At 58.9% G+C, this 19555-nt stretch carries 14 protein-coding genes; 7 read left to right on the top strand and 7 right to left on the bottom strand.

The features are described from left to right. Nucleotides 1-53: 53 nt before the first annotated feature. On the bottom strand, nucleotides 54-1331 hold the full coding sequence (locus H6F58_RS14480) for a mandelate racemase/muconate lactonizing enzyme family protein (RefSeq protein WP_280521056.1): 1278 nt from the start codon (nucleotides 1329-1331) through the stop codon (nucleotides 54-56). Nucleotides 1332-1534: 203 nt separating this feature from the next. Between H6F58_RS14480 and H6F58_RS14475 the strand changes: the two genes are divergently transcribed. From H6F58_RS14475 to H6F58_RS14460, 4 genes are all read left to right on the top strand, one after another. Further along, entirely contained in the window at nucleotides 1535-2461 is a 927-nt protein-coding gene (locus tag H6F58_RS14475) for a sugar ABC transporter permease (protein WP_146277234.1), read from the top strand. Next, nucleotides 2454-3434: a carbohydrate ABC transporter permease gene (locus tag H6F58_RS14470; protein ID WP_244652618.1), complete on the top strand. Its 981-nt coding sequence runs from the start codon at nucleotides 2454-2456 to the stop codon at nucleotides 3432-3434. Before H6F58_RS14475 ends, H6F58_RS14470 begins: the two co-directional genes overlap by 8 nt. A gap of 93 nt (nucleotides 3435-3527) precedes the next feature. Beyond that, complete coding sequence (locus H6F58_RS14465) at nucleotides 3528-4883, top strand: Gfo/Idh/MocA family oxidoreductase (RefSeq protein ID WP_146277236.1); 1356 nt, start codon at nucleotides 3528-3530, stop codon at nucleotides 4881-4883. Between the two features lie 8 nt (nucleotides 4884-4891). Then, nucleotides 4892-5800 carry an NAD(P)-dependent oxidoreductase gene (locus tag H6F58_RS14460; RefSeq protein WP_195182036.1) on the top strand — a complete coding sequence of 303 codons (909 nt, stop codon included), beginning with the start codon at nucleotides 4892-4894 and terminating at the stop codon, nucleotides 5798-5800. 73 nt (nucleotides 5801-5873) lie between these two features. Here H6F58_RS14460 and H6F58_RS14455 read toward each other — a convergent pair whose 3' ends face one another. The 5 genes from H6F58_RS14455 to H6F58_RS14435 are packed head-to-tail and all read right to left on the bottom strand — an operon-like array spanning nucleotide 5874 to nucleotide 12422. Further along, nucleotides 5874-6920 carry a M24 family metallopeptidase gene (locus tag H6F58_RS14455; protein ID WP_244652617.1) on the bottom strand — a complete coding sequence of 349 codons (1047 nt, stop codon included), beginning with the start codon at nucleotides 6918-6920 and terminating at the stop codon, nucleotides 5874-5876. 32 nt (nucleotides 6921-6952) lie between these two features. Beyond that, the gene (locus H6F58_RS14450; protein ID WP_195182034.1) at nucleotides 6953-9100 is read right to left on the bottom strand and encodes a DUF6807 family protein; all 2148 of its coding nucleotides are present in this window, start codon (nucleotides 9098-9100) and stop codon (nucleotides 6953-6955) included. 30 nt (nucleotides 9101-9130) lie between these two features. Beyond that, the gene (locus H6F58_RS14445; protein WP_195182033.1) at nucleotides 9131-10039 is read right to left on the bottom strand and encodes a sugar phosphate isomerase/epimerase family protein; all 909 of its coding nucleotides are present in this window, start codon (nucleotides 10037-10039) and stop codon (nucleotides 9131-9133) included. Next, nucleotides 10036-11289 carry a dihydrodipicolinate synthase family protein gene (locus H6F58_RS14440; protein ID WP_195182032.1) on the bottom strand — a complete coding sequence of 418 codons (1254 nt, stop codon included), beginning with the start codon at nucleotides 11287-11289 and terminating at the stop codon, nucleotides 10036-10038. The genes H6F58_RS14445 and H6F58_RS14440 overlap by 4 nt, the downstream gene beginning before the upstream one ends. Beyond that, nucleotides 11286-12422, bottom strand: coding sequence for a Gfo/Idh/MocA family oxidoreductase (locus tag H6F58_RS14435; RefSeq protein WP_195182088.1), 1137 nt, complete (start codon nucleotides 12420-12422; stop codon nucleotides 11286-11288). The genes H6F58_RS14440 and H6F58_RS14435 overlap by 4 nt, the downstream gene beginning before the upstream one ends. Before the next feature lie 174 nt (nucleotides 12423-12596). On the opposite strand from H6F58_RS14435, the gene H6F58_RS14430 reads away from it, so the two are divergent. After that, complete coding sequence (locus H6F58_RS14430; protein ID WP_195182031.1) at nucleotides 12597-13619, top strand: LacI family DNA-binding transcriptional regulator; 1023 nt, start codon at nucleotides 12597-12599, stop codon at nucleotides 13617-13619. Nucleotides 13620-13791: 172 nt separating this feature from the next. Next, the gene (locus H6F58_RS14425) at nucleotides 13792-15108 is read left to right on the top strand and encodes an ABC transporter substrate-binding protein (protein WP_146277246.1); all 1317 of its coding nucleotides are present in this window, start codon (nucleotides 13792-13794) and stop codon (nucleotides 15106-15108) included. 42 nt (nucleotides 15109-15150) lie between these two features. Here the strand turns inward: H6F58_RS14425 and H6F58_RS14420 are convergent, their stop codons facing one another. Then, a complete protein-coding gene (locus H6F58_RS14420) occupies nucleotides 15151-16128 on the bottom strand; it encodes a hypothetical protein (RefSeq protein ID WP_146277248.1) in 978 nt (325 codons plus the stop codon). Between the two features lie 92 nt (nucleotides 16129-16220). Between H6F58_RS14420 and H6F58_RS14415 the strand changes: the two genes are divergently transcribed. Next, nucleotides 16221-19409, top strand: a complete 3189-nt coding sequence (locus H6F58_RS14415; protein ID WP_195182030.1) for a beta-phosphoglucomutase family hydrolase — start codon at nucleotides 16221-16223, stop codon at nucleotides 19407-19409. The last annotated feature ends 146 nt before the right edge of the window (nucleotides 19410-19555 follow it).

The following is a 19555-nucleotide window of genomic DNA, read 5'->3' as shown; positions in this document are numbered from 1 at the left end:
GTGCTGGGCAAGCTTTCTCGGGAAAGCTTGCCCAGCTAGTTCTGTTCGAGGGCCTATTCGGTCGTGCCGAGGGAGCAGTACTTGATCGTGTGCTGGCTCATTACTTCGGTATCAGGCTCGAAGCCGATTCCTGGAGCCGTTGGCAGGGGCAAGGTGCCGTCGGCGTTAAGAAGGCCTTGATGCGGTGCATGCCAAGGGTGCAGTTGCTTTTCCCAGTTCAAGAAGGGGACTTCCAGCTCTGGACGTGCTTGGCCGTCTTGCAGGCGCACCGCAGGATCCAGGGCAATGATCTGGGCACTGGCCAGAAGAGCTGGACCGTAATAGAAACAATGGGGAATGACGTGGGCGTCAAGTCTCTTGCCGGCCTCTCGCACTTGCAGCATTGCGCTGACGCCGCCGATTTTGCCAATGCTCGGTTGTGCGAACTCGATTGCTCCGCGTTCCATGTCATTGATCAGACCGTGGACTCCCGAGTGGTTCTCCCCGCCTGAAACATTGCTGAATTCGGAATTCAGCACGCGCAGGGACTGCGAATCATCTGGAGGAAATACGGGCTCTTCGATCCATAGAAGATTCATGTCAGAAAGCTGTTCAAAAGCCGAACGGGCTTCCGGCAATTGCCATTTGCAGTTCACGTCGACCATCAACGGGTAATCCCCGACGGTTTGCCGCGCTGCCTGAATGGCTGGTTTCAACGATTCGTGCAACTTGAACGCCTTGAACCCCCGGGACATGGCGCGCGAGAGATGGAAGGAAACTTCTGCCGGGTCCTCCGCATAATGAACCAGCGATGCGTAGGCGTTGATCTCATGGCGGGCATCGGCATCAATGAATTCGCGGAGGGACTTGCCGGCTTGCTTCGACGCGATATCCCATAGGGCGATATCAATAGCGGATAGTGCGTAGTGGATTGGCCCGGTGCGTCCGAATGCATGAAAGGCGTATTCCGCAGCGGGCAGGCATTGGTCCAACTCGGTGGTTCGACCTAAGAAGAAAGGAGCGACGATATGCTCAAGCGCTGCCCACGTGGCTGGATTGGCCTTGTGCCCGAACCCTTCCCCCCAGCCAACAAGTCCCTGGGCCGTGGTTATTTTTACGATCAAGGATTCCATCTGGGTGAAGGTCCTCGATGATGCATTGAAAGTATCGATTGATTCCGCATTGGAATCTTCGGTTTCGCGACGCGCCGCGTCAAATGGCAGCGAAACTAGATAGAGTTCTATGGACTCAATCGTATCTTTAAATCCAGCTCTGACTTGTGACAATTTATGAATCCTTATTTGAATCTCGGGTGCTTTCCAAGAGTACCCACTTGGATTGCCAATCGGCATTAAAGATGACAATGCCCCTGTGGCCAGTCATCTCGCCAATGTGGTTGACCTCACGTTGCTCTTTAGTTTAGCGTTGTGGAATAGAGATTGGAAAGCGCATTCCAAAGCATGTTGGCGAAGCATTTTTGAAGCAAGGAGTCAGTCATGTCGGTCCCGATTCATAAGGGGCACCTTAGCGTTCTGATGAAAGGAGGTGATGGCCAGTGAGTGCCATTGCCGAATTGCAAAACCTGAGCAAGGCCAAGGGCCGAAAGGCTCCTGCAAAAGACAATAAAGCCGCTCATATCTTCCTCATACCGTGGACGATAGGGCTTTTCCTGGTCACCCTGGGGCCGATGGCGATGTCGCTGTACCTCGCCTTCACTGATTACAACCTGTTGCAATCACCGGAATTCACCGGCTTTGACAACATCCAGCGAATGCTCGAAGACCAGCGGCTGCACAATTCGCTGCGAGTGACCTTCATTTACGTCCTGGTCGGCGTCCCGCTGCAGCTGGCCGTTGCACTCGGCGTGGCCATCCTGCTGGACCGGGGCATGCGCGGACTGTCGTTCTACCGATCAGTTTTTTATCTGCCTTCAATGCTCGGTTCGTCCGTGGCCATCGCAGTGCTGTGGAAGCAGATCTTTGGAACCACCGGTCTGGTCAACCAGATGCTCGATCTTGTAGGCATTCAGGGCATTGGCTGGATTTCAGATCCGAATACTTCCCTTGGAAGCCTGATCTTGCTCAACGTGTGGACCTTCGGGTCGCCGATGGTGATCTTCTTGGCCGGCCTGCGCCAAGTGCCCGCCATGTACTACGAAGCCGCATCTATTGATGGTGCAACCAAATGGCGTCAGTTCCGCAGCATTACGCTTCCGATGATTAGCCCGATTATCTTCTTCAACCTCGTTTTGCAGATTATCGGAGCATTCCAGAACTTCACCCAGGCCTTCATCGTTTCCAATGGCTCGGGTGGACCGGCTGACTCCACGATGTTCTTCACTCTGTATCTGTATCAGCAAGGCTTCAAGCAATTCGATATGGGATACGCCTCGGCCATGGCTTGGCTTCTGGTCCTCATAGTCGGTGCTTTCACTGCCGTGAACTTCTTCGTTTCAAAGTATTGGGTGTTCTACGATGACTAATCAAACTTCACTACCGCAGTCTGAAGATCTTGGCCAAGCAGGGCAGGGCCATGTTCTCGACGAAGAGAAGATGCTGGAAGGTAAACTGCCGGCTGGTGGAACCGACGCCAGGGGACGCAGAGTCAAGGGCCACCGGCCAAAGGTGCGGACGCCGTTTCGTTCCATCGTGAAACACGCGTTGCTGATCGTGGCAGCGGGCGTGATGATCTATCCGCTTCTGTGGATGGTCGCCAGCTCCTTCCGGCCCAATGATCTGATTTTCCGTGAAGCGGGCCTTGTCATTTCGCAGGTGGATTGGAACAACTACCCCAACGGATGGGATGCCCTGTCCGAGCCATTCAGCAAGTACCTGTTGAACTCGGCCATTCTGGTCCTTGGTTGCATTATCGGCAATCTGGTCTCGTGTTCCATGGCGGCGTACGCATTCGCCCGGCTTGAGTTCAAGTTCAAGAAAATCATGTTCGTGCTCATGCTCATGACGATCATGCTTCCGATCCACGTAATCATCGTGCCCCAGTACGTGATGTTCTCGCAGATCGGGTGGGTCAATACCTTCTGGCCAATCATTGTCCCGAAGTTGTTGGCAACCGACGGGTTCTTCATTTTCCTCATGATCCAGTTCATCCGCGGCATTCCCAAGGACATGGACGAAGCTGCCCGCATCGATGGTGCCGGGCACCCCCGGATCTTCCTGCAGGTGATCTTGCCGCTCATGGTTCCGGCATTGGCCACGACAGCGATCTTCACCTTCATCTGGACTTGGAGTGACTTCTTCACCTCGCTGATTTACCTGACCAATCCGAGCAATTACACCGTGCAGGTGGCGCTCAACGCGTTCATCGACTCCACGGGTGAATCGAACTGGGGCGCATTGTTCGCCATGTCGATTGTTACCCTCATCCCGGTCTTCCTCGCCTTCCTCTTCGGCCAGAAGTATTTGGTCAAGGGAATCGCCACGACTGGCATCAAATAAGCATGTGCGACTGGCCCGGAGCTTCAGAATCTGGGCCATTCGCATGTTTGATACTTACGCAATCATTGCGGTCCATAGCTAAGGAGAAAACACATGGGAACAACAACGCGCACGCGCTACGTGCTGATCGGTGCCGGGAACAGATGCGAAATGTACATCACTTCCATGCTCGGAGATCACAACGGCGTCGCTGAATTGGTCGCCTTGGCGGACACGAACCCGGGCCGCATCGAGTACTACCAAGATGTTGTCGAGCAGACCTTTGGAGAACGCCTAGGCTCCTTCGACCCCGAAGACCTGGAGTCCTTCATCCAGGAGAACTCCATCGACCGGGTCATCATCACGACGCCCGACTATACCCATGCGTCACTGATTTGCACCTCCATGTATGCCGGAGCCGACGTCATCGTGGAAAAGCCGTTGACCATCGATGCTGAGAGCACCGCCCGCATCGCACAGGCCGTGGCCGACACTGGCCGCGAAGTGATTGTGGCCTTTAACTATCGGTATTCACCGAGAAACACGGCCTTGAAAAAAGCCATAGATGACGGATTAATTGGCCGGGTGACATCCATCGACTTCAGCTGGATGCTCGATACCGTTCACGGCGCGGACTACTTCCGCCGCTGGCACCGCCTCAAAGAGAATTCCGGCGGGCTGCTGATCCATAAATCAAGTCATCACTTCGACCTCGTTAACTGGTGGCTCGAGGACTCGCCGCACAGCGTCTTCGCCGCTGGCGGGCTGAAATTCTACGGGCCAAAAAATGCTGCGGCCAGGGGCTTTGAAACGCACGAACGCGGTACCCATGATCGGAGCGACCAAGAGCCTTTTGACCTTGATCTGCGCAGCGATGAGCGGTTGGAAAAACTGTATTTGGCCAATGAGCATTTTGATGGCTACCGGAGAGATCAAGGCGTTTTTAATGGGCAAATATCCATTGAGGACAATCTGAGCCTGACCGTTCAGTACGAGAAGGGGCCAATTCTCTCCTATTCGCTCAATGCGCACAGCCCTTGGGAAGGATACCGAGTGGCTATTAACGGAACCGAAGGCCGGCTTGAACTGGATGTTGTTGAACGGGCAGCAGTCCTGCCGGCGTCAGGTGGGAGTCCCGTCGACCCCTCCTATAGCGACGATGGCCAGAGCAGCAAAGTGCGCTCCAAAGGAGAGCGCCTTGTGGTGCAGCGACACTGGCAGGAAGCGCAAGAAATTCCGATTATCAATTCGGAAGGATCGCATGGTGGTGGTGACAAGCTGCTGCTTCAAGAACTTTTCGAAGGGCGCCAAGTTGATGGCTATTCGCGGCAGGCCGGATTCTTGGACGGAGTGCGTGCTATCGCCGTGGGAATCTGCGGGAACAAATCTTTGGAAACCGGCGAGCTAGTGGATGTAGCACACGCCGGGCTTGGTGTTAATTTGTCGTCAGTTGAACAGGTTCAGGTGTAATTGAATTCATGAGTGAGAAAGTTATTATTACCGGAGGTTCTGGCCGGTTGGGACGGGCGGTAGTCGAAGGTTTTGCGGCTGCAGGACACGCTGTGGTTTCACTGGACCGCGGGCTACCCGAAGAACCAGTGGCCGGAGTTGACTACCGCAGCATTGACCTGATGAATGCCGAAGCCACGCACACAGCATTCAAGGAAATTTCTCCTCAGGCCGTCGTCTCCCTAGCGGCCATGGCCGTACCATTTATGGCTCCGGAAGAAGTCCTGCTCCAGACCAACGCGACCATCGCGCACAATGTCACCTCGGCCGCTGTGGAGTCGGGCGCGACGCGTGTGGTCCTGGCCTCCAGCCCATCGATCATGGGCTACGGATCACCCGGTGGCTGGGTTCCGGAAAAGCTCCCGCTGGACGAAAACGAAACACCGCGGCCGTGGCACGCCTATGGATTGTCCAAGTATGTCGCTGAACAGATCGCGGCCATGTTCGCCGCCAAGATGGGGCCGCAGAGCCCGGTCAAATTTGCTTCTTTCCGTCCCTGCTTTGTGATTGCAGAAGAAGAATGGGATGGAGCACCGACCCAGCAGGGTCACACGGTGGCTGAGCGTTTGCAGGATCCGAAGCTATCAGCCCCGGCGTTATTCAATTATGTAGATGCCCGCGACGTTGCGGACTTCCTGCTGTTGCTGCTCGAGCGATTTGACCGCGTGGACAATGGTGCAGTGTTCTTCGTGGGAGCCAAGGATGCCATGGCTACTCGACCACTCTCGGAGATCATTCCTGAGATCTACCCGGAGCTCGCGTCGCTGACAACAGGCCTGACCGGAGATAGCCCCGCCTTCAGTATTGATAAAGCACGCGAAGTGATCGGTTGGGAACCGAAGAGAAGCTGGAGATCCGAGCTCAAAGCCAAGGTCTAGAGCCTATGCACAGAGAAAACTGGTGGGTGAGGGGAATCCGATTCCCCTCACCCACCAGTTTTTCCATGCCTGCTTATCGTTGCAGCACTTGGGGCCTGGGCAATCCGTTGACCACAGTCGTTGGCCAATGAGGGTCCACGCTAAGAACTTCGATGGCACCGGATTCAGTCAACAGCATGGTGTCTTCGACTTTAAAAGTCTGCCCATTGCGTTGTGCGCTCGGGTTGAAAGCGAAGGCCTGGTTTGCCTGGAACCGGTCTGTAGCTCCGGGAGCCAGGCGTGGATCCCGGCCGTTGAAGCCGGCAATTCCGCCCTGATGGTGTCGCGTCCACTCCAGCTCGTCAAAGCCGTGCGCTGGATAGGCTTGCTGGATGATGGGCAGCAGCTCACCGAGGGCCCTGTCTTCCGCGATGCCGGAAATGATGTCTGCCTCGACGCCAAGAATGTCATTTTCCCCGGCAATTTCTTGCTCGGTGGGCGGCTCGAAGCGAACCCAGCGCGTGAGATTGGCAATCAGCCCGTGCCGCCTTACGCATAACACCGCCATGGCCCTGCGGCCCAGCGGTGCCTTCGTCGGTAGCGGATGCCGATATTCACCACGGGTGGACCCGCTAACCAGAGCCACCAGCACTTCTCCGCCCAGCGCCATGGCACCAGCGGCAAGCTTGGCCGCGACCTCAAATTCGGTGTCATCGCTGGATGTGGCGGACAAAACCTCGGTCATCACCGAAGCCGTGTCCTGGCACAGCTGGCGGTAGCGGTCCACTTCTGCCGCAGTTAATGCCGTGCGCATGGCACGGAGCTCCGGGTCGATCTCGGACTCTGCGAGAATCTCCCAGTCTGCGGCTTCGGGGAACCAGGCACTGACCTCATCCAGCGATTCGTACCATTTGGTGACGTGGAGATTCACCGGACTCTGGTCATTGAGTTCTTCGTCCTGCAGCCGCTGCGCTTCGCTGATTGACGTAGCTAGCTCGCAGCCTTCAGCGTGTACCAGAACCCGGGCGACGGGAGGCGCAGCAAGTGAAACATGCGTGCGCGCGCCGTCGAGGAGCCACGCGAGCGAGGCGGGGGTGGAGAGCAACACTGCTTGCGCGCCCCGCGCCCGGATGATTGCCATGAGCTGAGTATGCTTTTTCGTGTACTCGCTTGTTACCGCTGTGGGCATGTTCCGTCTTCCTGACTATCTGAACCGAATTCCTGGGCAATCGACGAGGCTGCTGGCCCGCTCCAGCGGCCATCAGCCACCAGAACGCGCAGGTGGCGAGCCATCGAAGCTCCGGGCTCCAATATGAGTGGAGCATCCCATGCCAACGAGCTTCCCACACCTGGATAGCCAGAGCTGCGGACAAACCACGGGTCGCCGTCGTCGCTGCAGAAGATGAGCGTGGCCGCGCCGTGTCCTGTACCGCGTTGAGCCAGGCCGACAGCATCCGAGGAAAATTCCGCGGCGAACGCTAGCCAAGGACTGCGCGAGCCGTGGACCTGTTCCTCTCCTGATGCCGTCTCGGTGAAGATATCCGGGTTATTGGCCTTGGGCAGTCTCCAGAAAAAACCGCCATATCCGCCATTGAGCCGTCCATTAGATCCTGGTGAGCCGATGGAAACTGATTCCTCGCGTGCAGACAGGCTGAAGGTGAAATCCATGATCCAACCGGTTGCCCCAGTGGATTGGTGGTTGAAAGCACGGAAATCTACTATGCGTTGTTCGTCCAGCAAGACGTGTTGCTGATGGCTTACCCACTCCAGCTGGGAGCTGAGTGAACTTCCGCTGGGGGCAAACGAATTCGCGACAGTACGGATGTGCCCATGGTCTTGGCGCCACACGTATCGTGAGTCGGCACGCGTATAGGTTCGTCCGCCCCAGAAGTTATTTCCATTGACGTCTTGCAGCGCCACTCCGACCCCCAGATGCCAGGTGTGGTCCAGTGGCTGCTGATCGCTGATGTGCACTCCACCCATCGTCTTGAGCTCATCGAGGAATGGCCGCGGCGAGTTGGTGACGGAAATATCCTTGCCGGTGCGGAGCCTCGCAACGGTTTGGTTCTGCTTGGTGGATGGATTCTCCAGTGTGAATTTTCCGCTGGACTCCGGTTCGGCCGCCCATGGGGCGCCGAGTGAGGAGAAGTCAGACTGCGCGGCCACGGAACGATCGATGAATTGCTCGATATTCGGGATGACAGGGTGGAATTCCTCGCCTTCACCGGCCGGGATCACCTGTTCTTCCTGGATTACAGCTGGTTCGGAACCGGTGCGAATTTCCTCGAGAACCCGCATGAAGGCTCCGGCAGATTCCAGCGAGCTGAGCAGCTGGGGCGCGGTTCCACGGCGGACATCCACAAGATTTTCCAGCAGGTTCACGCGGCTGAAAGTCTGGGATGTCTCGGGGCGGCCGAAGTCAGGATTGGGGCGAATGACCAGCTCATCGCGGGTGTAGTACAGGATGGCTGAGCCTTCGGTTCCATAGATGGTGATCCAGGGGTCCTGCTGTTCCTTCGCGCAAACAGTCAAAGCGGCGGTGAGCGGAATGCCGGTGTTCGTTTGCACCTTCACCACTGACGTATCGTCCGCTTGGATTTGGTGGGCATGGTACAAATCCGTGGTTACTGAGACCACGTCGCCAGAGCGCTGTGCCCCGGCAATCCGGAGTGCGCTGGCCACGGCATGGGCCAGCGGGTTCGTGACCACGCCGTCTGCGATTTCAACTCCGTTGAGTTGGCGGTGCCCGGCCCAGGGCGAACGATTGTAATAGCCCGTGGTGCGCAGCCAATTTCCGCTGGCGCCCACCGCCCGCAGGGCGCCAATGGGAGAATTTTCTGCCCCGGCGCCAAAGAGCTCCGACACCGCCTGGAGAGCCAAAGAACCCAAAGCCTGGAACCCTACCTGGACATTGACTCCGGCTGCTTGCGCGGCATCGAGCAGCGTCTCGTACTGCCCCAATGTGGCCGTCGGCGGCTTTTCCAGATACAGGTCGGCTCCGGTTGCCAAGGCCTTCATGGCCAAATCCGCATGGGTGCTTATTGGAGTCGAAATAATGATGATGTCTGGCTTCAGCCCCGACTCAAGAAACGCTTCGAAGGTGTTGAAGATTCGCGTGTTTTCCCCGCGAACCTGGCTGCCCGGATCCTTGGGGTCGATTCCAGCCAGGAAGCGAATCTTTTCTTCGCCGGCTAAACGTTCGATATTCGCCAGATGCTGGCGTCCGAAACCATTAAGGCCAACCAGCACCACCGCTGGCGCTGTTGGCGGCGAAGCGGAACTTTCGTCCTTGGCAGCTGTCGCGGTGGTTTGCTGGTTCATGGTGTCCTTCTTGAAATCGTCGAAGTCAGATCAGTTTATGGCGCTTGCCGGCTGGATGCCTGCAGCTTGTTCAAGATGCGGTAAAACTAGCGACTTATAACGGTCAGACATCGTAGCAAGCGTCAGGCCCGCGTCTTGGGAATTGATCTCGTCATTAAAAATTTCAACTTCCACTGGCCCGCGATAGCCGGCCTTGGCCACCCAGCGGGAGATGGATGAGAAATCAACATGGCCATCGCCCATCATTCCGCGCGATTGCAGGGCATTGCCGGCAATGGGCAGGTTGAAGTCGCAGATTTGATAGCTGACCAGACGGCGCTCATGGCCTGCCCGCTGGATCTGCTGCTGCAGCTGTGGATCCCAGAAGACGTGGAAGGTATCAACTACAACACCTACGGCTTCGGCCGGATGTGCAGTGGCCAAATCCAATGCCTGGCCCAAGGTCGATAGCACGGCTCGGTCAACGGCATACATCGGGTGCAGTGCTTCAAGGACCAGGCAGACTCCGTGGTCCATCGCCAGGGGAACCAGCTGATCCAGGGCTCGGGCGACTCGATCACGGGCGGCGACGATGTCCTTGTCGCCGGGATCTCCTGTGCCTCCGAGAATGTGCGCGGCCGAAGGCAAGCCGCCTACCACCATGATCAGGTTGGGTGCTCCGATGGTGGCCGCTTCTTCGATGGCTTTCCGATTGGATTCGAAGGCTTCTTGTTGTGCCTGCTCGGAAGTTGCCGTGAGGAATCCGCCGCGGCAGAGGGTGCTGGCCTGCAGCCCTCCTTCCTTGATGATGGCTGCGGCACGTTGAGCACCGCCGGCTTCCTCCAGCAAATGGCGCCAAGGGCCGATATGGGTCAACCCGGCTTGGGCTGCGGCTTCGACCGCCTGCTGCAGATTGAGGTTGGGGGTGGTGCCGGTGTTCAGCGATAGTTCGAAGCTCATGACACTCCTGACAGTGATCGAGTTGATTCCTTGACGCCGTATACAGCAAGCAGCTGTTCCATGCGTTCGGCAGCCATTTCTGGTTTCAGCAGCAGGCCTGCGGTATCGGCCAGCACGAAGGTGCGGACCAGGTGGGGCAGTGAACGCCCGGCGTGCAATCCGCCTACCATCTGGAAGCCGCTCTGATGGCCGTTGAGCCAGGAGAGGAAGGCAATTCCAGTCTTGTAGTAGATGGTGGGGGCGCTGAAAATATGCAGCCCCAGTTCCCGGGTCGAGTCCAGGATGGCGCGTCCCCGCGCGGAATCTGCAGCATCAAATGCTTGTAATGCAGCCGAAGCCGCCGGATAGATGGCAGCAAATATTCCGAGCAAGGCATCTGAATGAAGCTCGCCATCGCCATCGATGAGTTCTGGATAGTTGAAGTCGTCTCCGGTATAGAGCCTGATCCCGGAAGGAAGGGCAGCGCGCAGTTGTTTTTCATGCTCTGCATCGAGCAAGGAAACCTTCACGCCGTCGATCTTGTCCGAATACTTCTCCAAGATGGACTGGAATACCGCGGTTGCCTCTCCAAGGTCGGAAGTTCCCCAGTAGCCGGTAAGTTGCGGGTCGAACATTTCGCCCAGCCAGTGCAGGATCACTGGTTCCTGCGCCGCTTCCAATAAGGTGCCGTAAACCTGGACATAATCCTCGGGATTGCGGGCGGCCTTGGCCAAGGCCCGCGAGCACATCAAGATGGATTTAGCTCCGGAACCCTCTACGAGGCGCAGCATTTCCAGGTAGGCGCCGGTGACTTCCTGCAACTGGCCTGGCTCAACTGACTCGACGGCGAGCTGATCGGTTCCCACCCCGCAGGCGAGAATGTCGCGGACCGTCAGCCCGGTGAGGGCGGGATAGCGGTTCTCCGCGATGACCGCCGCGGCTTCTTGGGCTGATCGATCAATGAGTTCACAGGTGGCGGCATAGTCCAGCCCCATGCCGCGCTGCGCGGTATCCATCGCGTCCGCGACGCCGAGCCCGTAGGACCAGAGCTCGTGGCGGTAGGCCAGGGTAGTCTCCCAGTCGATCACCGCTGGCGACCCCGGAGTGTTGTCGGCTCCCATTTGGGGTATCACGTGGGCTGCCGCGTAGACCTTGCGCGAAGAAAAGGGAGAGCTCGGGCGCTGGAAGTCCCCGGGGCCTTGCATCTTGTAGGTGAAGGACTGTCCGTGCTCGTCGATGAGGGCTAGCGCCGGGTAGTTGTTCTCGCTCATAGCGTGATCTCCGGAATGTCAAGGGTCCGGCGTTCGGCAGCGGACTGCAGGCCCAGGGTGGCCAATTGCACGCCGCGGGCTGCCGAGAGCAGGCCGAATTTGTGTTCCCGTCCGGCAGCGACGTCCGCGAGGAAGTCTTCCCACTGCAGCTTGAAGCCGTTGTCCAGATCTGCATTGGCTGGAACTTCCAGCCACTGGTCGCGGAAGGACTCGGTGACCGGAAGGTCAGGGTTCCATACCGGCTTGGGCGTGTGGGCGCGTTGCTGGGCAACGCACTTGTTCAGGCCTGCCACAGCCGAACCGTGGGTCCCGTCAATCTGGAATTCAACCAGCTCGTCACGGTATACGCGGACCGCCCAGGAGGAGTTGATTTGTGCGATGACCGGATCGCCGCCGGGGGTTTCGAGTTCAAAAATTCCGTAGGCTGCATCGTCTGCGGTGGCCGGGTAGGGCTCGCCCTGCTCATCCCAGCGGGTAGGGATGTGGGTGGCGGTTGTGGATGTCACGGTCTTGACTTGGCCGATGATTCCTTCCAGCACATAGTTCCAGTGGCAGTACATGTCGGTGGTCATGGAGCCCCCGTCAGCCAGGCGGTAGTTCCACGATGGGCGCTGGGCTTCCTGGATATCGCCTTCGAAGACCCAGTAGCCGAACTCGCCGCGCAGGGAGAGGATTCGCCCGAAGAAGCCTTCATCGACCAGGCGTCGCAGCTTGACCAGGCCTGGGAGGTAGAGCTTGTCGTGGACTACGCCGGCGGTAATTCCCTTGGCCTTGGCCTGCCGGGCCAGGTCGATGGCATCGCTAAGAGTTTCTGCGGTGGGTTTTTCAGTGAAGATGTGTTTGCCTGCAGCGATGGCCTTGGACAGGGTGTTGTACCTGAGCGAGGTCATCGAGGCATCGAAGATGATGTCGATGCTTGGGTCTTCGATGAGCGAGTCGAGGTCCGTGCTGTAGTGCTCCACCTGGTGTTCCTGCGCGAGTTCGCGCAGCTTGTCTTCATTGCGGCCAACGAGAATTGGCTCCACGGTGAGCTTGGTTCCGTCGGCGAGCGTAATGCCGCCCTGGTCGCGGATGGGCAGGATCGAACGCAGCAAGTGCTGGCGGTAGCCCATGCGGCCGGTAATGCCGTTCATGGCAATTCGGAGAACTTTGGTAGTTGTCACGAGATACTCCTCGGCTGAAGTGAGAGAGGGAAATAAATTTGGGAATGCGCTTTCCACGATAGTGATGCAGAATTAGAGTGTCAACCATCACGGGAATTGAAAGATAAGCTTGTCCCAGCTTGTAGTGGACGAAAAGGATTTCAGATGGCTATTCGACTAACTGATGTCGCTAATGAAGCCGGAGTTTCATTGGCGACAGCTTCACGTGTGCTCAACGGTTCTGCTCGTAAGCCCGCTGCCGAAATCTCGGATAAGGTCCGCGCCGCGGCGGAAAAACTGGGCTACTTTCCCAACGCCCAAGCGCAAGCGCTTGCCCGCGCTTCAACAAAGCTCGTTGGCCTGGTGGTCCGCGATATCGCGGATCCGTACTTCTCGACGATTGCTCGTGGTGTCCAGCGCGGCTTGGGGGATAGCGGCACCCAGCTGCTCTTGGCCAGTACCGATTCTGAACCCGAGAGGGAAATCGAGGCAGTCAAGGCATTCATGTCGCAGCGGACTGATGCCATCATCCTTTCCGGATCCCGCGGCCATTCCGAAGACGAGGGCCTGCTTCGGCTTATTGGGAACTACCAGGAGAACGGTGGCCAGGTTGTTGTCATAGGCCAGCCCCTGGCGAGCACCGGTGGTATCCAGGTGGACAACCAGGCCACCGCTGAAAATCTCGCAGAGGAGCTGATCAGAGCAGGTCACCGCAGGTTTGTTGTTCTTGCTGGCGACGAAAACCTGCTGACCTCCCGCCATCGCGCCCAAGGGTTCCTTGCGAAGCTCAAGCGAACTGGATTGGCTGCCATGGAGGTTGTCCATGGGGCGTTTTCCCGCGAGGGCGCCTATATGGCCATGAGCGACTACCTCAGGGAGCGCGCGCCCGAGGAATCAGGCCAGCAAGTGTGCGTTTTTTGTGTTTCTGACGTCATGGCCCTGGGCGCAATTCGCGCGATCCGGGAGAGCGGGCTGCGCGTGCCCGAAGACATTGCCGTAGTGGGGTTTGACGATATCCCGACCCTTGAGGACGTCACTCCCGCAATTAGCACTGCCCGCCTGCCGCTGGAAGAAATCGGCCGATGGGCTGGTGAGATGGTGCTAAGCCATGGGGACGCGCGCAAAACGGTGGTCACGGGAACTCCCGTATTGCGCGAATCCTCGGAATTGCGCACGGAGAATCGGTGATACCGAACGTGCATCATGCCATGTTCAAAAGTAATTGATGGATTTGCCTTACCCTCTTGACTCGTGACTGGGGTCACACATAGATTGTTTGGGAAGCGCTTTCCAAAAGACTGAAAATGACGGTCAATTGTTGAAACCTCGCACTTACCGGCCCACTCAAGGAGGAGACCCCATGGACCAGCAGGACAACTCAAGAAAAAGTCGACGGAAGTTCGGTGCACGTCTGAGCAAGTCCGTAGCGGTGGCCGCGGTTGCTGCTCTGGCGTTGACCGGGTGCGGTGGCAGTGGCGGCTCCGAGAGTGCCGACGGCAAGACGGTGCTTCGATTCTCCTGGTGGGGTTCTGATTCACGAGCCCAAGCCACCAATAAGATCATCGAAGCCTTCGAGGCCGAGAATCCCGATATTGACGTCCAGGGCGAATACTCGGATTGGAGCGGCTACTGGGACAAGCTGGCTACCCAGGTTGCCTCCAACGACGCTCCGGACATCATCCAGATGGACGACAAGTATCTTCGTGAATATGCGGACCGCGGTGCATTGCTCGACCTGACCGGCGTGGACGTGTCCAAATTTGAAGAAGTGTCCATCCAGAATGGTACGACCGATGACGGCCTCGTCGGCATCACCACGGGCATCAACTCCTTCACCCTGACTGCCAACCCCAAAATCCTGAAAGAAGCCGGACTCGAGGTGCCGGATGACAAGACCTGGACCTGGGATGACTACCGGAAGATGACCGAAACCGTCAGCGAAAAGCTCGATGGAAAATACGGTGCCGAGGCTCCTAACGAACCTGCGGGACTTCAGACGTGGTTGCGCCAGGACGGGAAGCACCTGACCGGAAGCGATGGAGCTCTTGGATTCACTGCCGAAGATCTCACTGGCTACTTCCAGCACCACCGGGACCTGCTCAGCGGCGGCTCGTACCCGAAGGCTTCGGTGCTGGCAGAAAACCAGAATGCCGGGCCGGACCGCTCGATGACAGGCACCGGAACTGCAGCCTTTGGCATGTGGTGGAGCAACCAGCTGGGCGGCTTGTCGGCAGCGGTTGGCTCCGATCTTGTTCCATTGCGTTTGCCAAGCAATACCGGCAAAGCCGAAGACAACGGCCTATGGTACAAATCCTCGATGATGATGTCCGGCTACGGCCGAACCAAGCACCCGGACGAGGTCAAGAAGTTCATTGACTTCATGGTCAATTCGCAAGAAGCCGGTGAACTGAACAAGATGGACCGGGGATTGCCGGCAAACCTCGATGTCCGCAAAAAGGTAGTTGCGGATCTGGATTCCATCGAAACCGCTTCTGCGCAGTTCGTGACCAGCTTGGAGCCGGAGCTGCAAGGAACAGAACCAATTCCTCCAATGGGATTCAGTGCCGTGCAGGACATCCTGTATCGCTACGAAATGGAAGTCTTCTTTGACCGCCAGAGCGTGGGCGATGCCGCGCAGAATGCGTTCAAGGAAATCGAAGCCGCAGTATCCCAGTAGCAAGAACGCATGGGCCCCCTCGGGGCCCATGCGTCGTTAAAGCTATTGAAGGTCCAGCGTGCTCAATACGCTGGGAGCGTTCTCGCGCAAATGCTCATCGTCGGCATCCAAGAGCAAGCGCAGCCACGTCTCGTGCTGGGACAGCGGAGCCACCAGGCAGGCTGGATTGATCAGGTCGTAGAGTTCATCCGGCGAGCCGTACGCGGCAAATTGATCCAGATAGGCGAAAAGCACCTGCATGACCCGCTCGTCGCTGGTCTCGCAGTTCCACGCTTCGGTCATGGCCGCCAAGGCGGTATTCAGCGATGAGAAGGGGTGCGCCCAGTGAGCTGAGGAAAGATTCAGGATACGCCCGTGGATGCCAGCTTCTGCCGGTACAACAACCTGGGAAAGATCAAAATTTCCGTGTTCCAGGCTCAGCGGGACTGCGCCCTGGTGCAGGGCAGCGCTGGCCTGGGTCAGCTCGTCGATATGCGCGGCCAGATGATCTGCCTGCGCCCCGTCGATGTGCAATGGGTGTTCTGCTGGCAGGGAAACGTGCATCATCAACGCCTGCTCGAACTGTTCGGGCAGGAACTGGGGGTCAACGACGGTGACGCCGGCATCAAAGAACTGGTCTTCACTACCCATCAGCGCCACTTGCAAGGACCCGAGCGAGGCCAGTGCCAGCTCCCAGTTTTCCACGGAATCCCCGAGATCCGCCATGGTATGCCCGAAGTCCGGGCTCAGCATGTAGCCAGCGCGGCGATCCACCGCCAGCGGCATCACCACGCGATCAGGCAAAAGCTGTCCGGCCACCACGGTGGTGGCAGCTTCAGCAGCCAGCCCCGGGGCGTTGGCGCTGAAGATCAGGTCCGCTGCGTCGGTTTGCACCGATGCCTGGATCTGGTGCAATTGGGCAGGCCAGAAGTCAGGACCCGAGGTGCGCTGGATGCCGTAGGCCTCGCAGGCCGCATCGATCCATTCGGCGGTCGACTCACGCCAGTTATCGCTGTTGAACAAATCTATCCACTGTGCCACGTTCTTATCGTAGTATGTCGATGCAAACGCGTTCAGTTGCTACCGTATGGACTACGGCTAGTAATTTGCTCCCCTTTCGAAGGATTTCGATCGTGAACGCTTATCGACCTGAGTACCGACATCGTGATTACAAAGCCGTCCTCTTTGATCTGGATGGTGTGATTACACCAACGGCGCTGCTGCATCGCAGAGCCTGGCAAGAACTTTTCACTTCCTATTTCGAGCAAATCCCGGGCGTGGCCAGTTACACCGAGCAGGACTATTTCAACCTGCTCGACGGGCGTCCGCGCTATGACGCGGTGCAAGCCATGCTCGCCTCGCGCGGTCTCGAATTGCCATGGGGAAACGTCCAGGATCCCGCAGGCCAGGACACCATCTGTGCACTGGGCAATATGAAAAACGACAAATTCACCGAGGTGCTGCTGCGCGATGGGATCGAGCCCTACGCGGGTTCCCTGGCCTACCTGCGCCAGGTTCTTGATGCCGGGCTCGACGTCGCGGTGGTGTCGTCCTCGCGCAACGCGCGCATGGTGCTTTCGGCCGCAGGCCTGGAAGAGCACTTCCCGCTGGTGATGGGCGGCCAGGAAGCCGCCGCCCGAAAACTGGCCGGCAAGCCTGCCCCGGATACCTTTTTGGCTGCCGCCGCCGACTTGGGCTGGCGTCCCGAAGAGTGCGTGGTTTTCGAAGATGCCACCAGCGGCGTGGCCGCCGCACGGGCCGGGGGCTTTGGCGTGGTCGGTGTGGCACGGGAAGGGAATGCCGCCGAACTGCTGGAAGCCGGCGCACATTTTGTCATTGAGGATCTTTCCGAACTGGTTTCCGATGAATCCGCGCAGAGCTGGGAGGACGATTCCTGGTCCCTGTTGCGTGACGAGCACCGGGACGCCGATGGCGCCCAGGATACCGTTTTCTCCCTGGGCAACGGCTTCCTTGGCGCCCGGGCGGCGCAGTTGGGGCTAGGCGATCAAAGCGGTGGAACGTTCATCAATGGCCTGCACGAGGCCTGGCAGATACGGCACGCGGAAAGCGCCTTCGGCCTGGCCGAAACCGGCCAGACCATGATCAGCGCCCCGGATTTCAGGACGCTGCGCGTTTTCATCAACGATGAAGCCCTGGAAGTTGGCCGCACCGAGATGCTGCGCGATGAACTGCGCCTGGACTTCCGCGACGGGACCCTGTGCGCGCGAACCCTGTGGCGCACCGCCGAAGGGCACCGTGTGGCCGTCATGGCCCGCACCATGATCTCCTTCACCGACCGCCACTTGGCCTTGCAGGATGTCCACGTTCGGCTGCTGGACGCTCCGGCCAGGGTGCTCGTGCAATCATCGGTGGTGGGCTACCGCTCGCAGCGCACCGTGGCCTCGCCCGAGGAGACCGACGCCTCTGCTGGGGGCGTCGCCGATCCGCGCAAGAGCGAGGAAGCCAGCGAAAATCCCTTGCGGCCCGCCGGGCACACGGTGAGCGGATCCCGCTTGGGCATCTCATATGAGGTTCCCGGGTCCGGCATGTCCGTGGCCGCAATGGTGGAGCACCAGGTGAGCACCACCGGCGGAGCCGATCAGCCGCTGCGCATTGACCGCAAGACCGCCGATGAGCGTGCCGATGAGATCATCAGCACCCGGCTGGAAGCCGGGCAGGGCATCCGCGTGTCGAAGTACGCGGTCTACAACTGCTCGCGTCGCCACCCGGCCCAGGAAATGCTGCAGCGCTCGGATCGCGCGCTGGATCATCTGGCCGAACAGGGCATGGACGGGCACTTCCGCGCCCAGCGGGACTTCATGGCCGACTTCTGGAAGCGCAGCGATGTCGTGGTGGACTGCGACGATGCCGGACTGCAGCGCAAGATCCGCTGGAACCTGTTCCAGCTGGCCCAGGCCGCGGGCCGGGCCGATGGCCTTGGCATCAGCGCCAAGGGTGTGAGCGGCAATGGCTATTCGGGACACTACTTCTGGGATACCGAAATCTATGTGATGCCGTTCTTGACCTATACCAACCAGCAGTGGGCGCGCAATACGCTGCGCGCCAGGGTTGCGATGATCCCGGCGGCCACGCGGCGGGCCAGCATCATGAACGAGGCCGGGCTGCTCTTCCCGTGGCGCACCATCAACGGCGAGGAAGCCAGTGCCTACTATCCTGCGGGCACCGCGCAGTATCACATCAACGCCGACGTCGTATATTCGCTCAACCGCTATCTGAGCGTGATGGAGGACGACGAGTTCCTGCTTGCTGGCGGCGCCGAAATCCTGGCGGGAACCGCCCGCATGTGGGCGTCGCTGGGCTTCTGGCGCGGCCAAGAAGGCAATGAGCGCTTCCACATCCACGGGGTCACCGGCCCGGACGAGTACACCGCGGTGGTCAATGACAACTTGTACACCAATGTCATGGCCCGCTTTAATTTGCGCCGCAGCGCCCAGCTGCTGCTCGAGCTCGCGCAGCAGCGGCCCGAGGAGTACGCCAAGCTGGCCAGCAAGCTGGATTTGAGCGACGGCGAAATCGCCCTGTGGCTCAAGGCCGCTGACTGCATGCATATTCCGTATTCGGAATCCGTGGGAATCCACCCGCAGGATGAGCACTTCCTGAACCGCGAGGTGTGGGACCTGGCCAATACCGGCCCGGACAAGCGCCCCTTGCTGCTGCATTACCACCCGCTGGTGATCTATCGCTTCCAGGTCATCAAGCAGGCCGATGCGGTGCTCGCCCTGTGGCTGCGCTCCAGCGACTTCAGCGCCGAGCAGAAGCTTGCCGATTTCAACTACTATGACCCGCTGACCACCGGCGACTCCACACTGTCGGCGACCGTGCAGTCCATTTTGGCTGCCGAGGTCGGGTACCGAGAGCTGTCCTGGGAGTACTTCGAGCACGCGCTGAATGTGGATCTCCAGAATCTGCATGGCAATACCGGGGACGGCGTGCACGTGGCTTCCACCGGTGGCGTCTGGTCCGGGCTGATCTATGGCTTTGCCGGCTTGCGTGATGACGATGACCGGCTCTGCTTTGATCCGCGCCTGCCCGAAGCCTGGCGCTCGATCAGCTTCAGCCTGGCCTGGCATGGCATGCGCATTGCGGTGCGCCTGGAACGAACCAGCATCGCCTTCACCCTTGAGGGCGCGCACTCGCGCCCGATCTGGGTGCGCGGGGAGCAGGTGGACCTGGTTCCGGGCGGCCGCGTCGTGGTCGAGCTGGCCGATCAGGGGCCGGTGCGCGAAGGCCGCCCGAGCCTGGACAAGGTCCTCGAGGTGCAGAGCGAGGCCGGGGTCGACGTGCCCCGCAAGGCCTGGTAGGCCCGCGCGGCGTTAAATGGCGAGGCGGTGCGGAACCTGATGGTTCCGCACCGCCTCGCCGCAGTCCAGTTGCGAGCGTTGCCGCTTTACAGGCTCTTCGCAATCTAAGGTGTAGCAGCCTCAACAGATCCCGGACATCAGGTAGC

It is taken from the genome of Glutamicibacter sp. FBE19 (genome assembly GCF_015524875.1).
Lineage (GTDB): Bacteria > Actinomycetota > Actinomycetes > Actinomycetales > Micrococcaceae > Glutamicibacter > Glutamicibacter halophytocola.
The sequence above is the reverse complement of the archived record's forward strand: the minus strand, read 5'-3'. Positions and strand labels throughout refer to the sequence as shown.

Excerpts from the sequence above, each read along its gene's own strand:
- H6F58_RS14435 (WP_195182088.1), bottom strand. The coding sequence starts at position 12,422 with ATGAACGGCATTACCGGCCGCATGGGCTACCGCCAGCACTTGCTGCGT.
- H6F58_RS14425 (WP_146277246.1), top strand. The coding sequence starts at position 13,792 with ATGGACCAGCAGGACAACTCAAGAAAAAGTCGACGGAAGTTCGGTGCA.
- H6F58_RS14455 (WP_244652617.1), bottom strand. The coding sequence starts at position 6,920 with ATGGCAATCATCCGGGCGCGGGGCGCGCAAGCAGTGTTGCTCTCCACC.
- H6F58_RS14445 (WP_195182033.1), bottom strand. The coding sequence starts at position 10,039 with ATGAGCTTCGAACTATCGCTGAACACCGGCACCACCCCCAACCTCAAT.
- H6F58_RS14460 (WP_195182036.1), top strand. The coding sequence starts at position 4,892 with ATGAGTGAGAAAGTTATTATTACCGGAGGTTCTGGCCGGTTGGGACGG.
- H6F58_RS14465 (WP_146277236.1), top strand. The coding sequence starts at position 3,528 with ATGGGAACAACAACGCGCACGCGCTACGTGCTGATCGGTGCCGGGAAC.
- H6F58_RS14450 (WP_195182034.1), bottom strand. The coding sequence starts at position 9,100 with ATGAACCAGCAAACCACCGCGACAGCTGCCAAGGACGAAAGTTCCGCT.
- H6F58_RS14430 (WP_195182031.1), top strand. The coding sequence starts at position 12,597 with ATGGCTATTCGACTAACTGATGTCGCTAATGAAGCCGGAGTTTCATTG.
- H6F58_RS14470 (WP_244652618.1), top strand. The coding sequence starts at position 2,454 with ATGACTAATCAAACTTCACTACCGCAGTCTGAAGATCTTGGCCAAGCA.
- H6F58_RS14480 (WP_280521056.1), bottom strand. The coding sequence starts at position 1,331 with ATGCCGATTGGCAATCCAAGTGGGTACTCTTGGAAAGCACCCGAGATT.
- H6F58_RS14440 (WP_195182032.1), bottom strand. The coding sequence starts at position 11,289 with ATGAGCGAGAACAACTACCCGGCGCTAGCCCTCATCGACGAGCACGGA.